This is a genomic window from Lysinibacillus telephonicus (assembly GCF_039654155.1).
Lineage (GTDB): Bacteria > Bacillota > Bacilli > Bacillales_A > Planococcaceae > Ureibacillus > Ureibacillus telephonicus.
Genome location: NZ_CP155468.1, coordinates 4,134,506 through 4,158,922 on the forward strand (window position 1 = coordinate 4,134,506; position 24,417 = coordinate 4,158,922).

Consider the following 24,417-nt stretch of genomic DNA (forward strand, 5'->3'; position numbering starts at 1 on the left):
TTGTTATTATATGATGTAATTCTAATTTTTGAAACATTTTCATCAACTTTTCGTTACAACTTTTAGACATAATGAAATGTCCTTTTGCATTTACATATGTTAAAGTAAGATGTGCGAGTACAAATAGGAATATTAAATAAATTATTCATTTAAATAGGTGGAAAAAATGGAAAACAATCGTAATTTCGTAGACCGCTTTGATTGGAAGCTAGCGGTTATACTTTTATTATTTCTTATAGTAAGTTTGTTGGCCATTTCATCTGCCCAAACGACCGGGCAGTACGCTGGCACCAACTTTGTTATTAGGCAATTAATTAACTATGTAATTGTCGCTATAATTATTGCATTTGTAATGTATTTTGAACCAGAACAATATAAAAAGATGGCTTGGTATTTATATGGTTTTGGCATTCTGCTACTGTTTCTTTTATTTATTATCCCAGTAGGTGATTTCGCAATTGAGAGAAACGGAGCAAAAAGTTGGTTTGCAACCCCTATAGGAAATATACAGCCTTCTGAATTTATGAAGACCTTCTATATATTAGCCATGGCATTATTAATCAGTAAACACCATGAAAAGCATGCTATAAAAAGCATTAAAAGCGACTTTATTTTATTGGGGAAAATCGCTATAACTTTAATCATACCTTTAGCATTTATTTTAACCCAGCCCGATTTAGGTTCTGCACTTGTGTTTTTTGCTATTACTGCCGCCTTAATTATTGTAGCTGGTATTTCATGGAGAATTATTGCTCCTGTATTTGCAGGTGGTGTTGCTATAGGCGGCGCCTTACTTTGGATGGCTCTTTATATGCAAGATTTCCTTGAGGAAAAGTTTGGTTTCAGCCCATATCAATTTGCCCGTATTTATTCATGGCTAGATCCATACTCATATTCATCGGGCTCTGGCTATCACTTAATTACTTCACTAAATGCGATTGGTTCAGGAGAAATTTTTGGCAAAGGATATATGGATCGTGAAGTGTATGTCGCTGAGAACCATACCGATTTTATCTTTACAGTAATAGGGGAAGAATGGGGATTTATCGGCGCAAGTTTTGTAATTTGCATGTTTTTCTTACTAATTTATCACTTAACAAAAATTACTTTAACGTTAAAAGATCCATTCTGCACATATGTTTGCGCAGGGATTATAGCGATGATCACCTTCCATGTATTCGAAAATATCGGAATGACGATACAACTTTTACCGATTACAGGGATTCCACTTCCATTTATAAGCTACGGTGGTAGTTCGCTAATGGGGAATGCACTTGCAATAGGCTTAGTATTTAGTATGAAATATCATTATAGAACATACATGTTCTCAGCAAATGATGATGAGGATTAAAACGGTGAAATAAAAGCTCTCGACTTTATATGAGTCGAGAGCTTTTATTTTGTTTATACTAAAAATAAAATTTTATACTTGTGGAGTTTGAGTTGGTGGTGTTAATACTTTGAGTAATTCCAGACGTGACTTTGTAACTGTTGCAGTAACACCTAACTTAGATAAATTCGAAACGATTTTCTTTAAGTCTACTTCCTTCGTCATGCTTCCACCTAACCTTCCGATATATATATTATTTATAACGTTTAAACAGTAATAAAGTTTCAACCGATAAGAGGTCTGACAAGTTATCTAACTATATCATATCATGTTTTAAAGTAAATAAATTTTTCAATTATGTTACAACTTTGCAAATGTCAACTAAATTGCATTATAAATTTTATCCAATTATTTGATTTTCAGTTCATTGATAACTCTAAAATAAGAATGGTCAATATTTTTAAAGTTTAATCAAAAAAATTTCTCACCAAGTTATTATATGACTTCGACTGACCAATTATCCATTTTTTGTATTATTTTTTAACCTTTCTTAAATTCAAAATATCTTTTAAATACTGAACATGAAAGTAAACTGCACCGCGTATATTAATTTACGCAGCAACTCTTAGGGGAAATGTTTAATAATTAAAAATACGTAGAAACTAAGTTACATGAAGAGATGTTTCCTTTTGGACAATACGTAAAATTAGTTGGAGGAATTACGTTGGAATTTGAAAGATTTTTTGAATTGCCACATCAATTAGAATGCTTTCGAAATAAATTAGAGCCCTCTTTATTGAATACTTCATTAATTATTCCATACCATCGTATAACTTCTCTTTCAGAAAGCAAATTTGCTGGAAACCCCTATTTGCCTAAAATGCAAAATTACCCAAAGGACCCCGACGGAGATTATATGTATTTGTTAGCCCAAATCAATTTTGCCGAAGCACCATTGATGTTTCCATTTCCTTCACAAGGAATAATGCAAATATTTGTATCAAAAAGTGTATGCTATTTTGAAAATCAAGTTCAAGAATTTTTATTTCAACAATATTTTAAAATCCGTTACTATGCAACAGTGTTACCAGAAGATCAATTAACAACCGACTTTACTTTTTTAAAGTCCAGTTCGAATGAAGTTTTTCCAATTATTCAAAACGAGATGGCTTTGACATTTACTAATCGAGTTGAACCAGTATCAGCGACTGATTATCGAGTTGAAAAATATTTACCTCTTTCAAGTTTTGGAGTTATTAGTGAAGATGAAAGAACATTGGAAGATATTTATTTTGAAAAGTATTTGGCAGCGGAACATAAGATTGGAGGATATCCTTATTTTATTAACAGCGACAAAAGAAAGGACTCTTCATTTTTAAGAAAGTACGACACATTATTATTACAAATTGTTTCTAACGACGAGCAAGGAATAATGTACGGAGATACAGGTATATTGAAGTTTTTCATTAGTAAGGAAGATTTAATTAATCTTAATTTTTCAAACATATATTTCCACGGGGAACAATATTAACATTTTTTAAAACTCCTTTCCTTCGTTTAAATAAGCTATAATAAATAACATAACAAAAACAAAGTAGGTGATATTAAATTGAGTCTCCTATTTATTACTGATTTGAGTCTCCTAAATATCACTGAATCACCCTTTCCTTATTTTTTAGTTTTAAATATTATATTGGCTATTACAATCATCTTTTTAGAAAGAAAGGACCCTTCCTCAACTTGGGCTTGGATTCTTGTATTATTTTTCCTTCCTCTAGCTGGATTTATTTTGTATTTATTGCTCGGTCGACCGATACGAAAAAAGCACTTATTTAGATGGGAAGGACAAAAAGATATTGGGATTGATAAATTAATTTCTTATCAAATTGAAGCCCTCGAAAGCAATGTGCTCGAGTTTAACACAGATGATGTTGAAAAATATAAAAACCTAATCCACATGAATTTAAAAACAGGTGATTCAGTTTTAACTCAGGATAATCAAATTCGAATATTCGATGAGGGATCAAAGAAATTTGAAACATTAATCGAGGACATTTTAAACGCAAAAGATCATATACACATTCAGTACTATATTTTTAAACTTGATAACCTCGGGGGACGTATCTATACAGCTCTTAAGAAAAAAGCCAAACAAGGAGTCAAAGTAAGAGTTTTATATGATGAAATGGGGTCACGCAGCCTTAAAAAAAGAAACTTTAAAGAGCTTCTAGAATTAGGAGGAGAAGTCGAAGTATTTTTCCCATCCATTCTACCACTCTTTAATCCTCGACTAAACTTTAGAAACCATCGCAAAATTGTAATTATTGATGGACGCATTGGATATATAGGTGGATTTAATGTCGGAGATGAGTATTTAGGGTTAAACAAAAAATTTGGATATTGGCGGGATACTCATATAAGAATTGAAGGTAGTTCTGTACACCCTTTGCAAACTAGATTCTTACTCGATTGGAATCAAGCCAGCGATAACAATATCGATTATTCGGATCGCTATTTCCCTGCAATCCCTAAAAAAGGGGATGTCGCTATGCAAATTGTTTCAAGCGGACCAGATACAGACTGGCCTACAATAAAAAATGGTTATTTGAAATTATTAATGAGCGCCAAACGTTATATTTACATTCAAACGCCTTATTTCATTCCGGATTATAGTTTTTTAAATGCGATAGAAATTGCTGCATTATCTGGAATTGATGTTCGAATCATGATTCCTAATAAACCTGACCATATGTTTGTTTATTGGGCCACATATTCCTATGTAGGGCAATTATTAAAAGCAGGAGCTAAAGTCTATATTTACGAAAAAGGATTTATACATGCGAAAACAATCGTTATTGATGACGAAGCTTCAACGGTTGGAACAGCTAATATTGACGTCCGCAGCTTCAGTTTAAATTTTGAAGTAAATGCTTTTATTTATGATGAAACAATTTCACATGAACTAGCCGAGATTTTCGAAAAGGATATGTTTGATTGTACTGAATTAACCCTTGAAAATTATGAAAATCGTTCCAATGTAATAAAATTTAAAGAATCTATTTCGAGATTGCTTTCACCGATATTATAAATTGTTATTTATTCCAAAAAAGAAGCCGCCTCAGTTGTGAGACGGCTTCTTTTTTATTAAATTCCCAAATATTCTTCTAACGTTAAATTTGATGCCTTCACTTTTGTTGCTAATTCAACACCCAAGTATCGGAAATGCCATGATTCATACATATAACCGGTAATGTTTTCTTTCCCTTCTGGATAGCGTAGTATGAATCCATATTTATGTGCATTTTCGACTAGCCACTTGCCTGCAGCTGTTTCGCCAAATTCACTTGTGAGCCATAAATCTTCCTTGCCTTTTTCTCCAATATCAAATGCTAAACCTGTCTGATGCTCAGAATAACCTGGTCTTGCACTGTAGCGGTCTGCATTTTCTTTCCCATCACGACTAACATAGTTATTATAAAGTGTTTCTTGATATTCGTAAGAGCGGTATGTACTGAAAGCCACTAATTCAAATCCAGCAGCTTTTGCATCTTGCGCCATGTCTTCAAATGCAGCTCTTGCTTCCTTATTTTCCCCTGGAGCAAAATTACTCGGAAGTGGGTGCTTTTTGTTTGCAATTAGCACTCCGTCTATATACGTTGGTTCTGTTGGTTCTGGTTGCCCTTCGATATATCCACCAACTGTTGTATTTCCTTCATTCGTTTTAGGCTGCTCTGTTTCTTGTACAGGATCCTCTTCAACAGGTGTAGTAGGCTCATCCTGTTGCTCCTGTTTATTGTCTATAGAAACTTCTTCTTCAGTTTCTTGTTTTTCTTTGTCTATATTTTGCTCAATTGCTTCATTGGGTTTTGATTGTTCTTCTGTTTCTTTTTTTGGATCATTCACTATAGTGGCTATTACAATAATTGCAATTAATAAAACAATTGAAACTATCGCGATTATTATATATTTACTTTTGTTTTTTTTCTTGTTGTTTAATATAGGTCCTGTCATAAGCCTAGCCTCTTTCCTTAGCAATGATATTATTTTAGCATTGTTTTCTAAGTTTTACCTCTTATTTATCATAAAATTTTGGAACTTTACTAGTTTAATAATTTAGCAATTAGCAAATAAAGAGACCGTCCGAAAACCATTTTTGGGACGGTCCTTTTACAGCAAGTATACGGATACTATGGCAGGTCAATCTAATTAAATAAATTTGAGAGGCTGTTCAGAAATTTTACTTTCTGGACAGCCCCCCCTAAATTCAACTATTATTTTGAAGGTTGTGCAGGATGCTCTGAATAATACTTTCTTCCAATATACGTTTGGATGATCAATAACAGACCGCTGACTGACCAATAAAGTGGCAGGGCTGCCATCGATGAAAATGAAATAAATACAATCATAATTGGAGAAATATAAATCATTAACTTCATTTGAGCTTTTTGTGATTCTGGAACAGTCCATAAAGATACTTTCGCTTGGATGAAATACACAATACCAGCTATAATCGTCATTAAAATATCAGGTGTACCTAAATTGAACCATAAAAATTCATGTGTCTTAACATCCCCAGAATATAAAATTGCAAAGTATAGACCCATGATGATTGGCATTTGAATAATAATTGGTAAACAGCCCATATTTAAAGGATTAATGCCATTTTCACGGTACAATGTCATCATTTCCTGCTGAATTGCCATTTGCTCTTCTTTCGTACTAGCTGCTTTTAATCTTTGTTGAATCTCGTCCATTTTCGGTTTAACGACATCCATTTTTGATTTCATTAACGACTGTTGACGATAATTCTTCAACATAAATGGCATTAAAATTAATCGAATTACTACTGTGATTGCGATAATTGCTAATCCATAGCTGCCGTTAAATAAGTCATTTCCTAAAAAGTCTAGTAACCAATTCATCGGTTTAACAAATGTACTATAAAAGAATCCTTCTTGATTTTCAACCGCTTGACATCCAGTTAGAACAAGCAACAACAAGCCAAGCATCGAAAATAGCTTCAGTTTTTTCATTTTTCCACCTACTATATTATTTAACTAAGTTGAAGTATACCTTAATAAGTTTGTTAATATCAAATTGCAGCGACCATTTTGATTACAGTTTAAAGCCATTTGAAGCGAAATACAGTTGGCACATAGAATGCCAACTGTATCTAATTAATATTATACTTTTTCATACTCATCTTCAGAAATTTCAAATCGGTAAAATTCGTGATGTAATTCATCTCTAAAATGCTTTGGCGTAACACCAGTATACTTCTTAAAAATTCTAGTAAAGTAACTTTGGTTGCAGAAATGGAATTGTTCTGAGATAGATGTAATGCTTTTATTCGTATGTCTTAAATAATATTGTGATTCTTCCACTCTTCTCACATTTAAATATTCAACTAAAGTTATTCCTACATGCTCTCTAAATATACGTGATAAATGGCTAGTGCTTATGTGGAATTTTTGAGCAATGCTCTCTACAGTTAAATCATTTTCTAGTTCATCGTTTATGTACATTATCACTTTATTTACTGTTTGATGTCTAAATGTCGGCTGCTTTCGGTCAGCAATAAAATACACATAAAAGTCAATTAAATCATCCGCAAATTGGAGAAACTCTGCATCCTTCATTTTGTTTTCAATCATATCTGCACAAGCTAAATTGAAAGCAAACGCTTTCTTAGAGGGTACTTGATTATCCAATAATTTTCGCGCGACAATTGAGGATAAAATAACAAAGTAATTTCGTACAACCTTTATCACTTGTTTACCGAAACGTATCGAAAGAATATCAATAATCTCGTGCAGGGATTTTTTCGCTTTTGCTGCCTCTAAGTGGAATATCTCAAATAACAGCTTTGATTCAATATTAAAAAAATCCTCGACCCCGTTATATTGATTTATATTATCAATTTCTTGAAAGTATCTTTTAGAAATTGTTTCAGATATTGAATGTTGATGTAGCTGCATAGATTACCCCATCTTTCTTCAGAATGCAATTCGCATAATTAATTTCAATTACAATAATTAACATCTACTACACTAATATAACCTAAAATAAAATTCGAATATAGCTTTTATTTATATTTTAGAGATGAAATACATGTCATATTGAATATATTATGCTAAAAAATTAATTTAAAATTTATAAATAAATGAGAATAAAGCATTAATCATTGTTAACTAATGTGAATATTACCATAATTTCATTTTTTTTCAACTTGATTTTATGTTGAAAATACAAGGGATAATAAGCAACATAAACACTATGAAAAATATAATTATTATATTAGTACACAAATTATTTCGGTAATATAAGGTATACTATGATTAGCGTTCATCTGAAAAAGTGACAAAATTAAGGAGATTTTTTTCTTACTAGCTGAAAATTCCTTATTTATTCAATAATCTTCTCTATTTTATTTGTTTTAATATGTAGTAAAATATATGATATATATAATATAAAAATGTATACAAAATGAGGTGAATTAAAGTGGATCCAAAACAAATTGAAGAAATTATGGATATAATAAAAGATTTCTTCCCAGAAAATACATCTATTGCTATTTCCGATAAAGAAGAATATTTGTATTATCAACCAAGCAAAAAAGTAGATTTAAAAATTAAACCTGGAGACCCAGTAAAAGAAGGATCTGCAGCTTATAAAGCCCTTACATACGGCCAAAAAATTAGTTCATATATAGAGCCTGATGTATTCGGTGTCCCTTATTATGGAATGAGTATTCCCTTAATCGAAGAAGGCGAAACTAAGGGAGCAATCACAGCTATCTTCCCTCAAAAACCATCACCATTTTTAACTAATTACATCACAATTAAAATTGATGATTGCTGGTATCCAATTAAACATAATCAAGTTATTTATCTTGAAACACAGCTTCGTAAAACATTTGTTAAAACCATGCACCGAGAAGGCTATCACCGTTTAAATCTTAGCGATTTAGAACTATTCTTAGCATCAGATTCATTTATCCGTTGTCATCGCTCATATATTGTGAACATTGACTTTATCGATGAAATTCAACCTGATTCACATTCGACATTCCTTTTAATTATGAAAGATGGAACAAGGATCCCTGTCAGCCAAAGATATGCAAGCTATTTCCGACGTTCGCTAGGATTTTAAATTCAATTTAACTTTTCATTATAAGACGACCTTTGTACTATTTGCAAAGGTCGTCTTGTATTTTTATGCATGGAAATCTTGTGGTTTTATCTTTGTTATCAATCGCATTTTATCGAATATTACATTTTTTTCTCGAAAAGTACTTTTTTAAGCACTTTCATGCATTTCATGAAGATTTTGTGACAATTTGGTGTTATTATTATTTATGCACATTGAGTATTAGCTCACATGAATGTACAGAAAATTCTACATAATTTTCTCTTTATTTATTTTGACCATCCAAATTTAGGGGGAGGATTTTTAATGGATCCAAGAGTTGAGAAACGTTTAGGATTAAAACAATTAACAAATAAAGTTGTATCTGCTGAAGAAGCTGCAAAACTTATTACTGATGGCGATGTAGTTGCAATGAGTGGTTTTACACGTGCTGGAGATGCAAAAGTTGTACCAATGGCATTAGTAGAACGTGCTAAAAACGAAAAATTCAAAATTGACATTTACACTGGTGCATCACTAGGTCCAGAAGTAGATAAGTATTTAGCTGAAGAAGGGGTTATTCGTAAACGAGGACCTTTCATTGCAGACCCAGGCATTCGTAACAAAATTAACTCTGGTGATGTTTTATATGTAGATGCTCACCTATCTCATAATGCTGAATTAGTTCGCCAAGGTATTATTGGCCCTATTAAATATTTAATTGTGGAAGCTGCTGCGATTACTGAAGATGGATTAATTATTCCTACAACTTCTGTAGGTAACTCACCAGTTTTTGCTGAGTACGCGGAAAATATTATTGTTGAATTAAATATCTCTCACCCAGAGAGCCTTATCGGAATTCACGATATTTATGTTCCTGCACCACAAGGACAACGTGAACCAATTCCAATGACAGATGCTAAAAAACGCATTGGTGAAATTGGTATTAAAGTAGATCCTGCGAAAATTAAAGCAATTGTTATTTCTGAAGAGCCAGATGCTCCTTCATTAATCGTACCACCAGACGAAGAGACTCAAACAATGGCTAACATTTTACTTGATTTCTTCCGTTCTGAAATTAAAGCTGGTCGTTTAACAAATAAATTAATGCCATTACAATCTGGTGTTGGTTCTGTAGCAAACGCAGTATTAGATGGCTTTGCAGACTCTGAATTCGAAGATTTAGTAGTAGCATCTGAAGTGCTTCAAGATGCAGTATTTAACTTAATCGATGCTGGTAAAGTAAGCTTTGCAGCTGCAACATCTATTACAATTTCTGAAGAATTACAGAAAAAAGTCTACGGCAACCTTGAAAAATATGCTGATAAATTAGTTTTACGTCCACAAGAGATTTCAAACCACCCAGAAGTAATCCGTCGTCTCGGTTTAATTTCTATCAACACTGCACTAGAGTTAGATATTTACGGAAACGTAAACTCTACACATGTTAGCGGTACAAAAATGATGAACGGTATCGGTGGTTCTGGAGACTTTGCTCGTAACGCTCGTCTAGGAATTTTCGTAACAAAATCTTATGCAAAAGGTGGAGCAATTTCATCTATCGTTCCAATGGTATCTCACGTAGACCATACAGAGCATGACGTTGACGTAATCGTAACTGAACAAGGTATTGCTGACTTACGTGGACTAGCTCCAAAAGAACGTGCAGCATTAATTATTGAAAACTGTGCACACCCTGATTTCAAAGAACAATTATGGGATTACTACAACCGTGCTGTAGAAGCTACTGGTAATGCACAAACTCCTCATATCTTAGAGGAAGCACTTTCTTGGCATGTAAACCTTGCTAAAAATAAAACAATGAAAAAAGAAACTTCAAACGTTTAATAAAAATAAGGAGCTGTTCAGAAATATTCTGAACAGCTCCTCTTTTATTATTTATTGGTCGAACTACCATATTATCGATGTCCATTACGTTACCTTTTTGGACATTTTAAACTCTAATGTACTTGGTGTTGGTTGCTTTCATTATAATAAGCTAATGCCGTTTGTCCTCCACCTTCTCCGATGAAGTTATTTTCACGAATTTTAGTACTTGTTGACCCTGCGCCTGTTTCGGCGATTTCCTTCAAAGAATTGTATTTCATTCCGGAATTTTGTTGCTGCTGAGATCCTAAAAACGAACTTGCTTTCATCTGCATATTTTTAAATAGCTTCATCACTTGATCACGGTTCCTTTTCTTACTTAAAAATGAAGCAGCTCCTGCAACTAATGCTGTTGCCACTACACCTTTCCCTTTCAATTTGGCCATACATAATCCCTCCAAAATGTTTGTATGCATTATTTTGCCCTTAATAATGATTTTCAAACTTATTTCATGAAAGAATGAACCTTTTAAAATATGGCAACTATAATGAATTTAGACACAAAATCAAAAATTTTTACATAATATTGCTTTTTGTTCTTTATTGTCTAATTTTTTATCAAAAAATTATTATTATATTATGAATACTTTAGTTAATAGATGAATAACCTTATATTACTGTTCTATTTTACACTCTATGAATGGCAACAATTAAATAAATCTATGTACCTGCATTAACAGAAGTAAGAGTTAAACATTATAGCGATAAAAGGAGAGGAAGAATTGTATGAATAATTATGATTTCACTTATGATTGGAAAGAAGTTACCTCAATAGCCGTCGCATCAATCGTTCTAACTACACTTATTTATGTTTTTTCTAATCTTTATTAAAGACACCCTCAGCAGTAGATTCTGGTAAAATGCCACCATATTGATTACTCAACATAAGCAAATTATAATTTTTTACTTAATACAAAAGGCAATCAAATTGTTCTAGATAACAATTTGATTGCCTATTTTTTATGCTTTTACATCATCGTACGCATCGCTTTTTTCAAACGCTGATACAACGTAAGAACATATTCCATTCATTTTATATTGATTTTCTCTAGCATAGTCAGCAGCTCTATCTAACAGCTTTTTTGCTACCCCTTGTCCGCGCAATGCATCAGAAACGTAAGTATGAGTCATGTCCATAACACGATCATGCTGAGTCCACTCAATTTCCGCTAATTTTTCCCCGTCTTTCTCATATTCGAAAGCAAAATGATTTGGACTTCTCTCCGATAATTTAAACTCCATTTTCATCCCTCCCATTTCCTACTAATATAACATATCTTAATTTTTATTTTAATTCATTTGCTTTTTTCTACATCGCCATATGCAGCATTATTTGAACCAAGATGAAATGGTATCAATTAATTTATTGAAGAAATCTTTCACACTACTCCAAAATCCTTCATCTTGAAGAATGTCGCCAAATTTCTCTTCAAATTTAGTTGTTAAATCGGATAACTGATCGGATAGCTTCGAAAAGTCGATATCCAACTGGCTTATACGATTCATTAAATCAACAAGTAATTGACGGTCTTGTTCACTTAACTCAATGTTTAACTTTGATAATTGATCTTGTACAATCTGTTCTACTTCTTCTTTTGTAGCAGGATTTAGTTCTGCAATTTGCTGCTTAATACCTGTTAATAATTCAGCAATTTGTTCATCAGTAACATTTGCATTTTCAGCAATTTGTGTAGCTACAGATAATTCATCATTCGCTACATCTGTTCTCTCAATATCTAATGTTTCCCCAGTTTTCACTTCATATGCTTTATAAATCCCTACAAGCGCTGAATGGCCAGTTACAGGCTTTGGAGCCGCGATTTCAACGCTTGCATCTTCAATACCTGCCGTAAGCATTGCATTTGCATACATCTCTGATGTAACCTCTGTAATATTTTCAGGTGTTACAATGCTAATAACTAGTCCCGATCCCTCTTCTTCACGAGTAATTTTTGCTGAAGAGTACATACGTGAACTAGAATTACTATTTTTTATATACTTAACTAAATCTTCACCAGTTACTGTAATTTCATCAACTTCAGGTTCTTTTTCTAATTGCAAGGCATCTTTAACAGTCTCTTTTTCTTCTTCAGAAAGATTTCCACCATAAACAACAATCGGCACTCCTAATTTTTCGTTTATTGCTTTAACACTGCCTTCTGCTGCTAAAGCATTCATTGGAAGAAGCAATAAAAAAACTACACTTAATAAAGATATAAACATTGAAAACCCTTTACGTTTCATTGTTATCTCTCCTTTCAAAACAAATCCTCAAATTTTATGATTTGTTCATTCAATTAATACGTAAAAAAAAGCAAAAGGTTCCAAAACAAGTTGCACAAAGATTGAGCCCCAAGAAAATAATATAGCGAAAAATTAAGCTGTGACAATCAAAATAGTCACAGCTTTACTCAACCTAAGTACTATAAAATTTCAGTCCATCCATCTTGTTGCTTTACTTTACCATTTCTCATCAATGTACCTAGGGCACGTTTAAATGCACCTTTACTCATATGGAACATTTCTGAAATTTCTTCAGGCGTTGATTTATCACCGAATGGCATTTTTCCCCCAACGCTTTGTAAATAGTCGTATATTTGTTCAGCATCTTTCCCTAAACGTTCGTGCTTACGGGGAAGCATCGAGCCATTTAAAGATCCATCTTCCTTCACTGCAATAACTCGAACGTCTACTTCTTGACCAAGTCTAGGCTCTTGCTCCATTTCAGTATTATGGACAAAAATTCGATAAGGAGTTTCTGTACCTAGCAAGAAAGAGCCTACTGGCAATAAACGGTAAGGTCGCGCTTTTATGTTTTTATTATGCATATCTTCAAGAGCACCCTCGTAAAGTTCATTTACCTTTTCTTCTGTTACTAAACGGCCAAATAAATCTCCATTACGGTCAGTACGAAGCGTCATATATAAGTGGTCTCCTACTTGGGGCCATAATTCCCTTAAAGGTGGTAAATCTTCTTCTTTTACCAATACCTCTCTTGAAGAACCAATATCAACGAATGTGCCCTCTTTTGTCACCTTTATAACCCGCGCCCAGCCATATTCACCTTGTAATATTTGTGGTATTGCTGTTGTCGCCTGCAAATTTCCACGTCGATCTGCATAAAGGAAAACTTTTATACGATCACCGATAGTAAGAGGTTGTTGTACCTCAGAGCTATTCAAAGGAATTTCCAATACACCGTTTGTCAATATCCATTTTGAAACTTGCTCTTCAAGTACTGTTAACTCATGAACTTCACCTGATTTTAATTCGCTCAATTTCGTCTTTCCTTTCAGCTTACTAATTTTTCATTGTGTTATTGTTCTTTCATTTCTTCGAGTTTTTTTACTAAGTGCTCATTTTCTTCTAAAAGTTGCACTAAATCTGCAATTCGATCAATTGAATTCCAGCTTAAGTGGTGCTCAATACCTTCAACATCCTCGTAAATTCGTCCTTCATCTACGCCGATTAGACGTAAAAATTGTTCTAGCAATTCATGTCTTTTCACCAGACGTTTTCCTAGCTTTTCACCTTTTGATGTTAGTGTTAGCCCTCTATATTTTTCATATACTAAATATCCGTCTTTATCTAATTTTTGAACCATTTTTGTTACGGAGGAAGGAAGAACAGATAATGCTTCAGCTATGTCAGACACCCTCGCATATCCTTTATTTTCAATTAACAAATAAATTTGCTCGATATGATCCTCCATACTAGGTGTTGGCATAACAAGTCTCCTCACATTTAAAATATCAGTTTAATTTTACTACATCCTCTATGAAAAGGTAACTTAAAACAATAAACAAATAGGTATGTATTAAAGTCAAAATGCCCAACAAGTCAATTAGACAAGTTGGACATCTTTTTATGATCTGGTTTTTTGCCTACTGCATGAATCGATAAAATAATTTGTTTATTTATCATTTCAATATTTTCAGGTGATTTAAGTTTTCTGAACGCTTGATCTCTCGCTTCAGCTGTTGATACATAATAAGACGGTAATTGATTTAAGACGTCGGCGGCAATTTCCTTTTCACAATAATCACAATGACAAAAAGTTTGATACTCTGTTCCATATAATAGAAACTTTACAAGGCCATTAACAATTTCTTCTGTTACATTTACTAAAAATGGTTTTGACATATATGATTTCGCCTACCTAATCTTTATTATTGCTAAATTAATTACTTGCTAATCGTAACTTATATTATCTAGGTTATCAATAGGTATAGAGGTCATAAAACATACATTTTACCTATGAATTGAAATTAAGTTTATATGCACAAAAAGTATCACACCATAAATTAACAGTATACCCAATAAGTAGTGATGGGATATTTTAAATAAGTATATTTTCATACAATTAGTAACTTTTAACTGAGGTGAAAGGAGTTTAGTTTTAAAACTTAATAAAAAAAGAAGCCGCCCAGCAAGTAATAATTCTTAAACACACCTACAATTTTTTAGTAGATATAAATAGAAATTATTATTTATTTGATGCATCCTCCTCTCAGAAGAGTCATACTCATCACAAAAGAGCCGCCCCTAAATGTCTTTGGGGACGGCTCCTTTTACTTTATATTCAGTTGCTTTACCTTTAAAACTTATTCAGCTTTTAATTGAAGTTCGTACTTCGTATTAAGGTCGCCATCAATATTTGTTTCATGATATCGACCATATACCCAATTAGAAATTTGGTTATCGTACCATTTCGATTTAACATGTCCACTTTGGCCAGGTGCAACCATATGGTAGGCACTAGATAAATCACTTAAATCCGCTACAAATCTCCATGAAGCACCATGATTAACATTTCCTTCACCATCTTCTGATGCAGCTTGAACAGTCACCTTAGAACCACCTACAGACAGCTTTTCTGGGTTTAAATAAGTTGCTAAGTATTCTGAAACTCCTGATAATGGATGGTCAAAAGTTAGTTTGTTGTAGCTGCCCCAAGTCCATTTTGAAACTTTCGCACCATACTTTTTAGTGATTTCTGCAATTGTTGTTTCAAATGAATGATAGACTAGCTCGTCTACACCGCCTGCTTCGGATACCCAAACCCCTTCATTTCCTGCATATGCATCACGTAATAACTGATCTGTAATTTGGAATTTTCCAGGCATCATTTCATATACATCTTCAGGCATCGCATCTTCAAATAGTGTATCTTGAATTTCCGTCATTAGTAAATTGAAAACTAAAGGAGCACCTTCATCCTTGTTATCAAATAACTCCCACTCTTCAAGAAGTTTCACAATATCCTCATATTTCCCTTCACTATCCATCTTCTTAATAGATGTTAAAATATGTGGTAAAAACTCTTCTGCCTGTAAGTTTTTCTTATCTGATTGCATTCCTTGCATGTCACCAACAGTTAAGCCTTCAATTACTTCACCATCTTCATCTGTTTGGCCTTTTTTAACAGATTCAATCATCTCAACAATCCGTTCATAACGATAAGGCGGCGCCCAGTAATTTGTAATATGATAAGGGTATTCGTCACCTATAATTTTGTTATTTGCTGTTACAATATATCCTTCTTCTGGATTAATGACTGTTGGAAGTTCTTCATATGGTATATAACCTTCCCAACCATACTCAGAAGAATCTCCTGGTACAGGGAACTGCCCGTCGCCAGCCTTGCGAATCGGGATATTACCGTTTGCTTTGTAGGCAATTGTACCATCAGTTGAAGCAAATACGAAGTTTTGAGCAGGTGCTTTAAAATCCTCTAATGCCTTTTCAAACTCTTCCCAATTACTTGCCTTGTTATATCCAATAACTGCTTGCAACTCTTGTGTTGACTCTAGAGCTGTCCATTGCATTGAAAATACAGCAGTTGGTTGTTCTTCTTCAAATACAAAATCTGAGATTACAGGGCCATGGCGGGTTACAACCACTTCATAATCAATTGTTTTACTGCCTTTTATTTTTATCGGTTCTTTACGAACTTCGGCTTGCTCCCATTTACCATCATACTTAAATTGAGTTGGATTATCTGGGTTCGGTGTTTCAATATACAAGTCTTGAACGTCTGGTCCAACATTTGTTACACCCCAAGCGATTTTTTCATTATGCCCCAATATAATACCAGGAACTCCAGGGAATATTACTCCACTTACATTTTGCTCTGGCGATTGTAAATGCATTTGATACCAGATAGAAGGAGTACCTAATCCTAAATGCGGATCATCTGCAAGCAACGGCTTTCCACTTTCTGTTCTCTCACCAGAGACTACCCAGTTATTGCTGCCATTAAATTCATTTGGCAACAAATCAGTATTAAAAGCTCCAGCAACTTCTATCGGATTTTCCAAGTTTGCTTCAATAATTGTTTTTGCATCTTCTGGATAATTAATAATTAGCTCTTTAACTTGTTCTTCTGTAAAGTTTTGTAATGCCCAATGGTTAAAGGCTTGAAGACTCCAGTTGCCGCCTAAATCATATGCCATATATTTTCCGATAGTTAATGAATCAATTGGCGTCCATTCTTCAGGTTCATATCCTAATAGTTTGAACTCGTAAGAAAGTTTACTAGTGCCTTTTACTTCGTTAATAAATGCGTTAACGCCTTCAGCATACCATTGTAAAATTTGTTTAGAATTCTCATTGTATCCTTCCCAAGATTTTTCTGCTGCATTTCTTAAACTAAACGTACGGAAAAATTTATCAGATTCAACAGCTGATTCACCTACAACCTCTGCTAAAGTACCGCTGGCTTGCCGGCGAGCTAAATCCATTTGGAAAAGACGGTCCTGGGCTTGTACATACCCTTGAGCGCGATATAAATCCGCATCAGAATTCGCTTCAATATGCGGAACACCTGTCCCATCACGAGTTACCATTACATCATCATCTAATATAGAAACAATTACTTCTCCTTCTATTGTTGGCTTAGAATTTGATACGTAAAAGTGGATTCCAACCACTATTAGTCCGCCTACTACAATAACCAAGCCTATTATCCATATAAGCAAATCTACTATTTTTCTACTTTTTCTCTTTACTGCTTCAGTAGACATCTTTTATTCCACCCTCTCATTAAGAAAAGCGCAAGCGCCCTGCTTAGCCCCAAATTGGAGAAAGCACAAAATCCATATCTATATCAGGTCGGAATGACTAATTTCGTATGACACTTAAGCATCGAAGAAGCACCTCGACCACAAGGGACTGTAGCTTGCACTAGAACTCTTCAAAAAATTTTATAATTTCTTAAGTTAGCAAGGATCAATTTCCCTACTATAATACATTTATTTTTCAAATAAAATAAAGTATCATCATTAGATGATTTTATCATTTCACATCTTTTAATTCTAATACGATTGGACAATGATCGCTACCTAAAACTTGCGAGTGGATGTCAGCAGCCTGAATATAGTCAACTAGTCGATTAGAAACAATAAAATAGTCAATTCTCCAACCGATATTTCTCTCCCGAACTTTATTCATGTAAGACCACCATGTATAAGCGTCAGTTGTGTCCGGATTGAGATGGCGAAATGTATCGGTAAAACCAGATTGAAGCAGCTCTGTCATTTTCCCTCGCTCTTCAAAGGTAAACCCAGAATTGCCAATATTAGATTTAAAATTTTTCAAATCGATATCCTCATGCGCAACATTTAAGTCCCCGCAATAAATAACAGGCTTCTTTTTATCAAGCTGTTTTAAATACTCAATTAGGTTTACTTCCCATTGTAAACGTATTGGAAGTCGTGCTAAATCTCGCTGTGAGTTTGGTGTATAAACATTAACTAAGTAAAACTTATCGTATTCTAAAGTAATAATACGGCCTTCTTTTTCGTTTTCATCATCGCCAACCCCATATTTTACAGATAAGGGCTTATGCTTTGTAAAAATTGCCGTACCTGAATAGCCTTTTTTCTCCGCGTAATTCCAATATTGATAATAACCTTCAAAAGGCAAATCAATTTGACCTTGTTGACATTTAGTTTCTTGAATACTGAAAAAATCGGCATCTACTTCATTAAAGTAATCAATAAATCCTTTGTTCACGCATGCCCTAATTCCGTTTACATTCCACGATACAAATTTCATACTTGACCCTCTCTATGTATACAAAGCGCCCTTCATAAATAAAAAGGCGCCTTAAAAACTTATTTTGTTAAATCTTCACCAACAATCTTTACTTCAAGCTCAAGATCTACATCAAATTTTTCTTTAACAACCCTCTTAACCATATTAATGGTCTCAATGTAATCTGTTGCTGTGGCATTCCCCTTATTAATGATAAAACCGGCATGCTTGGTTGATACTTCTGCATCTCCAACACCTTTTCCTTGCAATCCACTATCTTGAATAAGCTTCCCTGCAAAGTATCCTGGCGGACGTTTAAATACACTGCCTGCCGAAGGGTATTCTAAAGGCTGTTTTGATTCACGTTTAAATGTTAAATCAGCAATTTTTTCATCAATATCTTGTTGGTTTCCCTTTTCAAGTTCAAATCTAGAAGAAAGAACAAAGTAACCTTTTTTTGCGATAATACTTTGACGGTATGATAACTCAAGCTCATCTTTAGTTAATACGATTTTTTCTCCTTCTTGTGTTAAAACTGTAGAATCTATAATAATATCCTTAATCTCACCGCCATATGCGCCAGCATTCATTGCCATTGCTCCCCCAACAGATCCCGGGATTCCACAAGCAAATTCGAATCCTGTTAAGCTATTTTCTGCTGCTAGCTTCGAAACATCTTTAATTAATGCCCCACCTTGTGCATAAATTTGAGTTCCTTCAAGGTGAATCTGGTCTAGCTTTTGAAAACAGATTACAATTCCACGAACCCCACCGTCACGAACCACCATATTAGAGCCGTTCCCTAACATTAATATTGGAACATTATGATCATGCGCATACTTTACAATTGCAGTTGCTTCTTCTTCTGTTTCTGGTAAGACAAACACATCGGCTTTACCACCAAGTTTCGTCATTGTATATGTTTTTAAAGATTCATTTATTTTAATATTACTTGGATTAACTATGTTGGCTAAGTCTTGTGCCCATTGCTTAATTGTCATAAAAGCAAATTTCCTTTCTTACTTCATACTCTTTCTTAGTATGGATAATCCAAAGCTTTTTGACAAGTAATACATATCTTTTTATTTACCAAGCCTGTGACTATTTTTCGACTTCTTTAAACGTTTATGTTCCATTACCAAACAAAAAAAGCAGCAGGTTAAATGATTATAAATTTATGTTAATATAAAAATTGGGAAAAAGTTGAAACTAAAAATAGAAATAAACGTATTTGAAGATAAAAGTTTATCTTTTAAAATAGTATTGTCGAATTTCGCACCTAAAGAAGAACAATTTCAGTACACCATTACAAATTCATTACTTCAAAGATTTTATGAATTACCATACATTTTTATTCATTTCGACAATTTTTATAGTTAACTGGGGGAATGTAGAATGTTTTTTTTCGAAGATATTATGTTTAACCTTGTGCCAATATTTATAATAATTATTGCCATTATTGTGTTTGGAAGTATATTGTTGAAATTTACTGCTGGTATTAAGCAAAATGTTAAAAATAATGCTTCTCCTGTTTTGACAGTACCTGCCCAGGTTATTGCAAAACGCACGGAGGTACGCGGCGAACATTCCCATACTTGGTATTACTCAACATTTGAAGTTGAAAGTGGGGATCGTATAGAATTTGAAATTTCTGGTAAAGAATATGGGCTGCTAGCAGAAGGAGATTTAGGACTCCTTACTTTCCAAGGAACACGATTAAAAGGCTTCGAGCGAAACCGTTAATAACAAAAATTCTAAAGGGCTATCCAGAAAATAATTACTTTCTAGACTGCCCCTACTTCTTTTAAAAATATATGCTCACTACTCTTGTTTCAGTGGTTATCCATCCTCGCAAAAAAGCCATCCAAAAGTGATTTTTGGATGGCTCCTTTACATTTATTTTTACGCAGTTACTGTTGCTAATTTTTGTGCAGCAGCTTTAACACGTTCTAAACCTTCTGCGATAATTTCTTGAGCTTTATTTGGTTCTGCATTATGACCTTCAATAATTACTTCTTCAAGAAGCTCCATACCTGCAATACCACTAAATACATTTTTAATGTAGTTAGCTGACATTTCCATTGGTTGTGCTTCTGGAGATGAGTAGTACCCGCCACGAGCATTTAATACAACATATTTTTTATCTGTCATCAATTGAACCATTTGACCTTCAGAATTATATTTGAACATATAGCCTGCTGAATATACATAATCAACAAACGTTTGTAGAACTGCAGGGATTGTTAAGTTCCAAAGAGGGAAAGCAAATACTACTACATCAGCAGCAGTTAATGCATCCATTGCTTTTTGTTTTGCAGCTAATAATCTAGACTCTAAATCAGTTAATTCTTCACCATTTTGAACTTTCCCGAAAGCGTTGAAAAGATCTTGTCCAAAATACGGCATATCTTCTGCATATACATCATATGTAGTAAGATTTAAACCAGCTACATTTTTTGCTTCTTCTACAAAAGTTTCATACATTTTAGTTGAAACACCGTCAGGACGGTTATTTGCTTTAACTACTAATACATTTGTCATATCGTTTTATTACTCCTTTATCTATTAAAATATAAATCTTGAATTCAAGACATATGGTTAATCTTAAAGGAAGATGAGAATTATTTCAACAAAACTTCCCTCAGACTTTTAGCTGATTTTTAGTACTTTTCAACAATTAGATAAGCTACTATAGATCACATTGTCCATCTGAACAAATGCTACCGTTATCTCCAACTATTTTCAATTTCGGCTTAAGTCCTGCTTCACTTGCAGCTTTTGCTATCGTTTGGTTAAATAATGGTTGTGGTTGTGCACCAGAGATACCATACTTATTGTCAATCACAAAAAATGGAACTCCTCTTACTCCTAAGCTTTGTGCCTCTAAAATGTCTTGCTCAACTTCATCTGCAAATTGATCACTATTCAAAACATCTTGTGCATCCTTCCGGTCAAGACCTACTTCTTCAACTAAATTTAATAGGACTTCGTATCGACCTATCGCTGCCCCTTCTAAAAAATATGCCTTCAATATTCTTTCACTAAGTTCCGGACCCCTTCCTTTTTTGGCAGCCCATTTGGCTAGTCGGTGTGCAGCATTAGTATTTGCATTTTTCATAATATCAAAATTATATTGAAGACCTACTTCTTTAGCACGCTCAGCAACATTATTAGTCATTTTTTTAGCTTCCGCTTCTGTAGTATTATATTTATTTGCTAATGAAGTATAAACTGATTCTTCGGCATCCAGTGGAGTATTTGGGTCTAGTAAAAAGCTTTTTAACTCTACCTCCACTTGACCTTCATACCCAGAGTCTTTAATAGCCTTTTCTAGTTGACGTTTACCTATATAACAAAATGGACAAACATAATCTGACCATACTTCTACTTTCATGTTTCATTCCTCCTTTTTCATCAGTTTACGTATGAATTAATTTTCCTACAATAAATGTGCTCATATGAATATTGTTTTCACATTTATCCAATACTTTTAAAAAATGAGTATAATTGGGGGCGCTTATGCAAAACTCTCTTTGGCTAAAAGACGTTGAGTCATTATCATTACCTACATTATCAAAATCTTTAGACTGTGATGTTTGTATAGTTGGCGGTGGTTTAACAGGAATATATACAGCATATTTACTCGCAAAAAAAGGCATTAATGTTATACTGCTTGAGGCAAAGCCTTCCGTTGCACTTGGTACAACTAGTCATTCAACAGGAAAATTAACTCCTCAACACGGTATTATTTTTTCAAAACTTTTAAAGAATTTTTCTGAAGGTGATGTTCGTACCTATTATCAAGCAAATAAAAATGCAATAGATTCGGCTTTACAGTTTGCACCAATTGAAACATATCAAAAAATAGATTCTTTTATATATGCACAAAGCAATTATGGCAGCCGGACAATTCAGGATGAATTGAATGCCTATAAAAAACTTAATTTACCAGGCTATGAAACAACAGATACTGAGCTGCCGATTCCTATTACATCTGCATTAAAAATGGAGGATACAGCACAAATACATCCTACAAATTTCACACTCCATTTTGCCAAGCTCGCCTTGAAGGAAGGGGCAACTATATTTACAAATTGCCGTGTAACTAGAGTGATTATCGATGAAAAAATAGTTGAAACCAATAGCGACAGTCGTATATCCTATAAAAACTTAGTACTATGTACGCATTATCCAATAGAATCCATTAGAAATTTATATACAACAAAGCTTTCCATTGAACGCTCATATTTAATGGCTTCAAAAGCTAGCGAGCTGTTACAGGGGCAGTATTTATCCGTTGAAAATCCTTCAAGGACCATAAGGACTGCATTGATTTCAAACACACCATATTTTATTTATGGAGGAAGCAGTCATAAGGCAGGTGCTATTAAACATACAAAAAGCTATTACAAAGACCTTGAAACCGAATTAGTTTCCAATTTCGACCTACCTAAGCCAACGTACTTTTGGAGTGCACAGGATCCAGATACACCTGATTACATTCCTTATATTGGGCAGCTTACTGATAGCGAGCCTAATATCTATATTGCAACGGGTTACCGTAAATGGGGGCTTTCTAATTCGCTAGTAGCAGGAGAAATTATTTCAAGCTCAATTACTAAAGAAGCCCATATGGCAGCATCCTTGTATAGCCCTTCAAGAGGACAATTTGGCAAAAATCTTTTATATTCCTTAAAAAATATTGGTTTTGTTGCAACAAGTCTAGTTGGTGGTTATATTACAAGAATTGAAGCACCTAAATGTACACATCTAGGATGTAAAACAAGATGGAATGAGGCCGATGAAACATGGGACTGTCCATGCCATGGATCCCGCTTTGATAAAAATGGAGATATAATAGAAGGACCAGCTGTCTACCCTTTAAAATTAAAGAAATAAATGTAAAAAGGATCCATCCAAAAAAACTACGTTTAATTAACTTTACTGCGATAAGGATAGTTATTGTCACAAGGAGCAATGTTTAATTAATAAAAAGGGGGGCGTTACAGAAAAGAAAACTTTACTGTAACGCCCCTCCTTTTTTAATTAAAGTGCTTCTGTTAATACTGGCACGATTTGTTTTTTACGTGATACAACACCAGGTAAGTCAACTAAGTCGTTGTCTAATTGTTTACCAAATGCTTTTGCTGCTGCTTCAGCTGCGCTTCCTACAACTACAGCTGTAGAATCGTTATTTAAAATATCAGTTACAACGAAGAAGAATAATTGTAAGCCATTTTCTTCAATGTTTTTATTCAATAAACTTACTAATTCATCCTTGCGATTTAATACATCATTTACGTCAACTGCATTTACTTGAGCAACTATTGACTTTACTTCACCAAATGTAAATTCTTTCGCATCTAATGATAGCAAGTCTTCCAGTGATTTATCAGAAAGGTCTGCACCCGCTTTTAACATCGCTAAACCATACTCATTAGCATCTACACCAGCTTTTTCAGCTAACTCTTGCCCAGCCTTTACATCTTGTTCTGTACAAGTTGGCGATTTAAATAATAATGTGTCAGAAACAATTGCAGAAAGCATTAATCCTGCTATATTTGAAGGAATCTCAACATTATTTTCTTTAAAAATTTTATTCAAAATTGTTGCTGTACAGCCAACAGGTTCTGCTCGGTAGTAAAGCGGATCAGAAGTTTCAAAATTTGCAATACGGTGATGATCGATTACTTCTGTTACTTTAACTTCTTCAATTCCATCTGCAGATTGCTGACGCTCATTGTGGTCCACTAAAATTACTTCGCTTGCTTCATTTGCAACATTTTCAATTAATCGTGGTGCTTCGAAACCAAACTTTTCTAATGCATATTTTGTCTCGTTGTTCACTTCTCCTAGACGTACTGCCTCTGCATCTACGCCAAGTTGTTGTTTTAAATATGCATAAACGAGTGCAGAAGTGATTGTGTCTGTATCTGGATTTTTATGTCCGAAAACTAATACTTTGCTCATTCAATGAGTTCCTCCTATTTATGAATGTTCTTAATTCCGAGTATATTTTATCATACCTGTTACTG

At 33.8% G+C, this 24,417-nt stretch carries 23 protein-coding genes; 7 read left to right on the plus strand and 16 right to left on the minus strand.

Annotated features, from left to right (window positions below; all coding sequences use genetic code 11):
* Window positions 1–166: 166 nt before the first annotated feature.
* A complete protein-coding gene (locus MKY04_RS19935) occupies window positions 167–1,351 on the plus strand; it encodes an FtsW/RodA/SpoVE family cell cycle protein (protein ID WP_126293316.1) in 1,185 nt (394 codons plus the stop codon).
* A gap of 72 nt (window positions 1,352–1,423) precedes the next feature.
* Here the strand turns inward: MKY04_RS19935 and MKY04_RS19940 are convergent, their stop codons facing one another.
* Entirely contained in the window at window positions 1,424–1,555 is a 132-nt protein-coding gene (locus MKY04_RS19940; protein ID WP_255502424.1) for an Lmo0850 family protein, read from the minus strand.
* Between the two features lie 499 nt (window positions 1,556–2,054).
* On the opposite strand from MKY04_RS19940, the gene MKY04_RS19945 reads away from it, so the two are divergent.
* Window positions 2,055–2,861, plus strand: a complete 807-nt coding sequence (locus MKY04_RS19945; protein WP_346235020.1) for a YwqG family protein — start codon at window positions 2,055–2,057, stop codon at window positions 2,859–2,861.
* Between the two features lie 102 nt (window positions 2,862–2,963).
* The gene (cls, locus tag MKY04_RS19950; RefSeq protein WP_126293408.1) at window positions 2,964–4,418 is read left to right on the plus strand and encodes a cardiolipin synthase; all 1,455 of its coding nucleotides are present in this window, start codon (window positions 2,964–2,966) and stop codon (window positions 4,416–4,418) included.
* Window positions 4,419–4,474: 56 nt separating this feature from the next.
* On the opposite strand, the gene MKY04_RS19955 is transcribed toward cls, so the two are convergent.
* The 3 genes from MKY04_RS19955 to MKY04_RS19965 all read right to left on the minus strand — a co-directional run bounded on the left by MKY04_RS19955 (window position 4,475) and on the right by MKY04_RS19965 (window position 7,308).
* Window positions 4,475–5,341 (minus strand): M15 family metallopeptidase, encoded by an 867-nt coding sequence (locus MKY04_RS19955; RefSeq protein WP_126293320.1) that lies wholly within the window; start codon window positions 5,339–5,341, stop codon window positions 4,475–4,477.
* 260 nt (window positions 5,342–5,601) lie between these two features.
* A complete protein-coding gene (gene yidC / locus MKY04_RS19960; protein ID WP_126293321.1) occupies window positions 5,602–6,363 on the minus strand; it encodes a membrane protein insertase YidC in 762 nt (253 codons plus the stop codon).
* Window positions 6,364–6,513: 150 nt separating this feature from the next.
* Window positions 6,514–7,308: a helix-turn-helix transcriptional regulator gene (locus MKY04_RS19965; protein ID WP_126293323.1), complete on the minus strand. Its 795-nt coding sequence runs from the start codon at window positions 7,306–7,308 to the stop codon at window positions 6,514–6,516.
* Between the two features lie 523 nt (window positions 7,309–7,831).
* Here MKY04_RS19965 and MKY04_RS19970 point away from each other — a divergent pair.
* The gene (locus MKY04_RS19970; RefSeq protein WP_126293325.1) at window positions 7,832–8,482 is read left to right on the plus strand and encodes a LytTR family DNA-binding domain-containing protein; all 651 of its coding nucleotides are present in this window, start codon (window positions 7,832–7,834) and stop codon (window positions 8,480–8,482) included.
* Between the two features lie 303 nt (window positions 8,483–8,785).
* A complete protein-coding gene (locus tag MKY04_RS19975; RefSeq protein ID WP_126293327.1) occupies window positions 8,786–10,306 on the plus strand; it encodes a succinate CoA transferase in 1,521 nt (506 codons plus the stop codon).
* Between the two features lie 113 nt (window positions 10,307–10,419).
* Here the strand turns inward: MKY04_RS19975 and MKY04_RS19980 are convergent, their stop codons facing one another.
* The 9 genes from MKY04_RS19980 to murB all read right to left on the minus strand — a co-directional run bounded on the left by MKY04_RS19980 (window position 10,420) and on the right by murB (window position 19,383).
* Window positions 10,420–10,731: a hypothetical protein gene (locus MKY04_RS19980; protein WP_246020186.1), complete on the minus strand. Its 312-nt coding sequence runs from the start codon at window positions 10,729–10,731 to the stop codon at window positions 10,420–10,422.
* Window positions 10,732–11,305: 574 nt separating this feature from the next.
* On the minus strand, window positions 11,306–11,587 hold the full coding sequence (locus MKY04_RS19985; protein WP_126293329.1) for a GNAT family N-acetyltransferase: 282 nt from the start codon (window positions 11,585–11,587) through the stop codon (window positions 11,306–11,308).
* Between the two features lie 87 nt (window positions 11,588–11,674).
* Entirely contained in the window at window positions 11,675–12,523 is an 849-nt protein-coding gene (locus tag MKY04_RS19990) for a DUF1002 domain-containing protein (RefSeq protein ID WP_400195268.1), read from the minus strand.
* A 245-nt stretch (window positions 12,524–12,768) separates the two neighbouring features.
* The gene (locus MKY04_RS19995; protein ID WP_126293333.1) at window positions 12,769–13,623 is read right to left on the minus strand and encodes a CvfB family protein; all 855 of its coding nucleotides are present in this window, start codon (window positions 13,621–13,623) and stop codon (window positions 12,769–12,771) included.
* Between the two features lie 38 nt (window positions 13,624–13,661).
* Window positions 13,662–14,072, minus strand: coding sequence for a transcriptional regulator MntR (gene mntR / locus MKY04_RS20000; RefSeq protein WP_126293334.1), 411 nt, complete (start codon window positions 14,070–14,072; stop codon window positions 13,662–13,664).
* Between the two features lie 113 nt (window positions 14,073–14,185).
* Window positions 14,186–14,488, minus strand: coding sequence for a late competence development ComFB family protein (locus tag MKY04_RS20005; RefSeq protein WP_126293336.1), 303 nt, complete (start codon window positions 14,486–14,488; stop codon window positions 14,186–14,188).
* A gap of 461 nt (window positions 14,489–14,949) precedes the next feature.
* Window positions 14,950–17,370, minus strand: a complete 2,421-nt coding sequence (locus tag MKY04_RS20010) for a penicillin acylase family protein (protein ID WP_346235021.1) — start codon at window positions 17,368–17,370, stop codon at window positions 14,950–14,952.
* 271 nt (window positions 17,371–17,641) lie between these two features.
* Window positions 17,642–18,403, minus strand: a complete 762-nt coding sequence (locus tag MKY04_RS20015) for an exodeoxyribonuclease III (protein WP_346235022.1) — start codon at window positions 18,401–18,403, stop codon at window positions 17,642–17,644.
* Between the two features lie 59 nt (window positions 18,404–18,462).
* The gene (murB, locus tag MKY04_RS20020) at window positions 18,463–19,383 is read right to left on the minus strand and encodes a UDP-N-acetylmuramate dehydrogenase (RefSeq protein ID WP_346235023.1); all 921 of its coding nucleotides are present in this window, start codon (window positions 19,381–19,383) and stop codon (window positions 18,463–18,465) included.
* A gap of 394 nt (window positions 19,384–19,777) precedes the next feature.
* Between murB and MKY04_RS20025 the strand changes: the two genes are divergently transcribed.
* Window positions 19,778–20,125: a DUF2500 domain-containing protein gene (locus MKY04_RS20025; RefSeq protein WP_126293343.1), complete on the plus strand. Its 348-nt coding sequence runs from the start codon at window positions 19,778–19,780 to the stop codon at window positions 20,123–20,125.
* A gap of 159 nt (window positions 20,126–20,284) precedes the next feature.
* On the opposite strand, the gene MKY04_RS20030 is transcribed toward MKY04_RS20025, so the two are convergent.
* Together MKY04_RS20030 and MKY04_RS20035 are read right to left on the minus strand one after the other, a co-directional pair.
* Window positions 20,285–20,923 (minus strand): FMN-dependent NADH-azoreductase, encoded by a 639-nt coding sequence (locus MKY04_RS20030; protein WP_126293345.1) that lies wholly within the window; start codon window positions 20,921–20,923, stop codon window positions 20,285–20,287.
* Window positions 20,924–21,071: 148 nt separating this feature from the next.
* Window positions 21,072–21,776, minus strand: coding sequence for a DsbA family oxidoreductase (locus MKY04_RS20035; RefSeq protein ID WP_126293347.1), 705 nt, complete (start codon window positions 21,774–21,776; stop codon window positions 21,072–21,074).
* Between the two features lie 125 nt (window positions 21,777–21,901).
* Between MKY04_RS20035 and MKY04_RS20040 the strand changes: the two genes are divergently transcribed.
* Window positions 21,902–23,281, plus strand: coding sequence for an FAD-dependent oxidoreductase (locus MKY04_RS20040; RefSeq protein WP_346235024.1), 1,380 nt, complete (start codon window positions 21,902–21,904; stop codon window positions 23,279–23,281).
* Between the two features lie 147 nt (window positions 23,282–23,428).
* Here the strand turns inward: MKY04_RS20040 and MKY04_RS20045 are convergent, their stop codons facing one another.
* Entirely contained in the window at window positions 23,429–24,352 is a 924-nt protein-coding gene (locus MKY04_RS20045) for a manganese-dependent inorganic pyrophosphatase (protein WP_346235025.1), read from the minus strand.
* Window positions 24,353–24,417: the final 65 nt, after the last annotated feature.

Coding starts and splice junctions, on each gene's coding strand:
- MKY04_RS20045 (WP_346235025.1), bottom strand. CDS start 24,352: ATGAGCAAAGTATTAGTTTTCGGACATAAAAATCCAGATACAGACACA.
- mntR (WP_126293334.1), bottom strand. CDS start 14,072: ATGCCAACACCTAGTATGGAGGATCATATCGAGCAAATTTATTTGTTA.
- MKY04_RS19985 (WP_126293329.1), bottom strand. CDS start 11,587: ATGGAGTTTAAATTATCGGAGAGAAGTCCAAATCATTTTGCTTTCGAA.
- MKY04_RS19980 (WP_246020186.1), bottom strand. CDS start 10,731: ATGGCCAAATTGAAAGGGAAAGGTGTAGTGGCAACAGCATTAGTTGCA.
- MKY04_RS20040 (WP_346235024.1), top strand. CDS start 21,902: ATGCAAAACTCTCTTTGGCTAAAAGACGTTGAGTCATTATCATTACCT.
- MKY04_RS19965 (WP_126293323.1), bottom strand. CDS start 7,308: ATGCAGCTACATCAACATTCAATATCTGAAACAATTTCTAAAAGATAC.
- MKY04_RS20025 (WP_126293343.1), top strand. CDS start 19,778: ATGTTTTTTTTCGAAGATATTATGTTTAACCTTGTGCCAATATTTATA.
- MKY04_RS20015 (WP_346235022.1), bottom strand. CDS start 18,403: ATGAAATTTGTATCGTGGAATGTAAACGGAATTAGGGCATGCGTGAAC.
- MKY04_RS19955 (WP_126293320.1), bottom strand. CDS start 5,341: ATGACAGGACCTATATTAAACAACAAGAAAAAAAACAAAAGTAAATAT.
- MKY04_RS20010 (WP_346235021.1), bottom strand. CDS start 17,370: ATGTCTACTGAAGCAGTAAAGAGAAAAAGTAGAAAAATAGTAGATTTG.
- MKY04_RS19935 (WP_126293316.1), top strand. CDS start 167: ATGGAAAACAATCGTAATTTCGTAGACCGCTTTGATTGGAAGCTAGCG.
- MKY04_RS19990 (WP_400195268.1), bottom strand. CDS start 12,523: ATGAATGCTTTAGCAGCAGAAGGCAGTGTTAAAGCAATAAACGAAAAA.
- MKY04_RS20035 (WP_126293347.1), bottom strand. CDS start 21,776: ATGAAAGTAGAAGTATGGTCAGATTATGTTTGTCCATTTTGTTATATA.
- murB (WP_346235023.1), bottom strand. CDS start 19,383: ATGACAATTAAGCAATGGGCACAAGACTTAGCCAACATAGTTAATCCA.
- MKY04_RS19975 (WP_126293327.1), top strand. CDS start 8,786: ATGGATCCAAGAGTTGAGAAACGTTTAGGATTAAAACAATTAACAAAT.
- MKY04_RS20005 (WP_126293336.1), bottom strand. CDS start 14,488: ATGTCAAAACCATTTTTAGTAAATGTAACAGAAGAAATTGTTAATGGC.
- MKY04_RS19940 (WP_255502424.1), bottom strand. CDS start 1,555: ATGACGAAGGAAGTAGACTTAAAGAAAATCGTTTCGAATTTATCTAAG.
- yidC (WP_126293321.1), bottom strand. CDS start 6,363: ATGAAAAAACTGAAGCTATTTTCGATGCTTGGCTTGTTGTTGCTTGTT.
- MKY04_RS20030 (WP_126293345.1), bottom strand. CDS start 20,923: ATGACAAATGTATTAGTAGTTAAAGCAAATAACCGTCCTGACGGTGTT.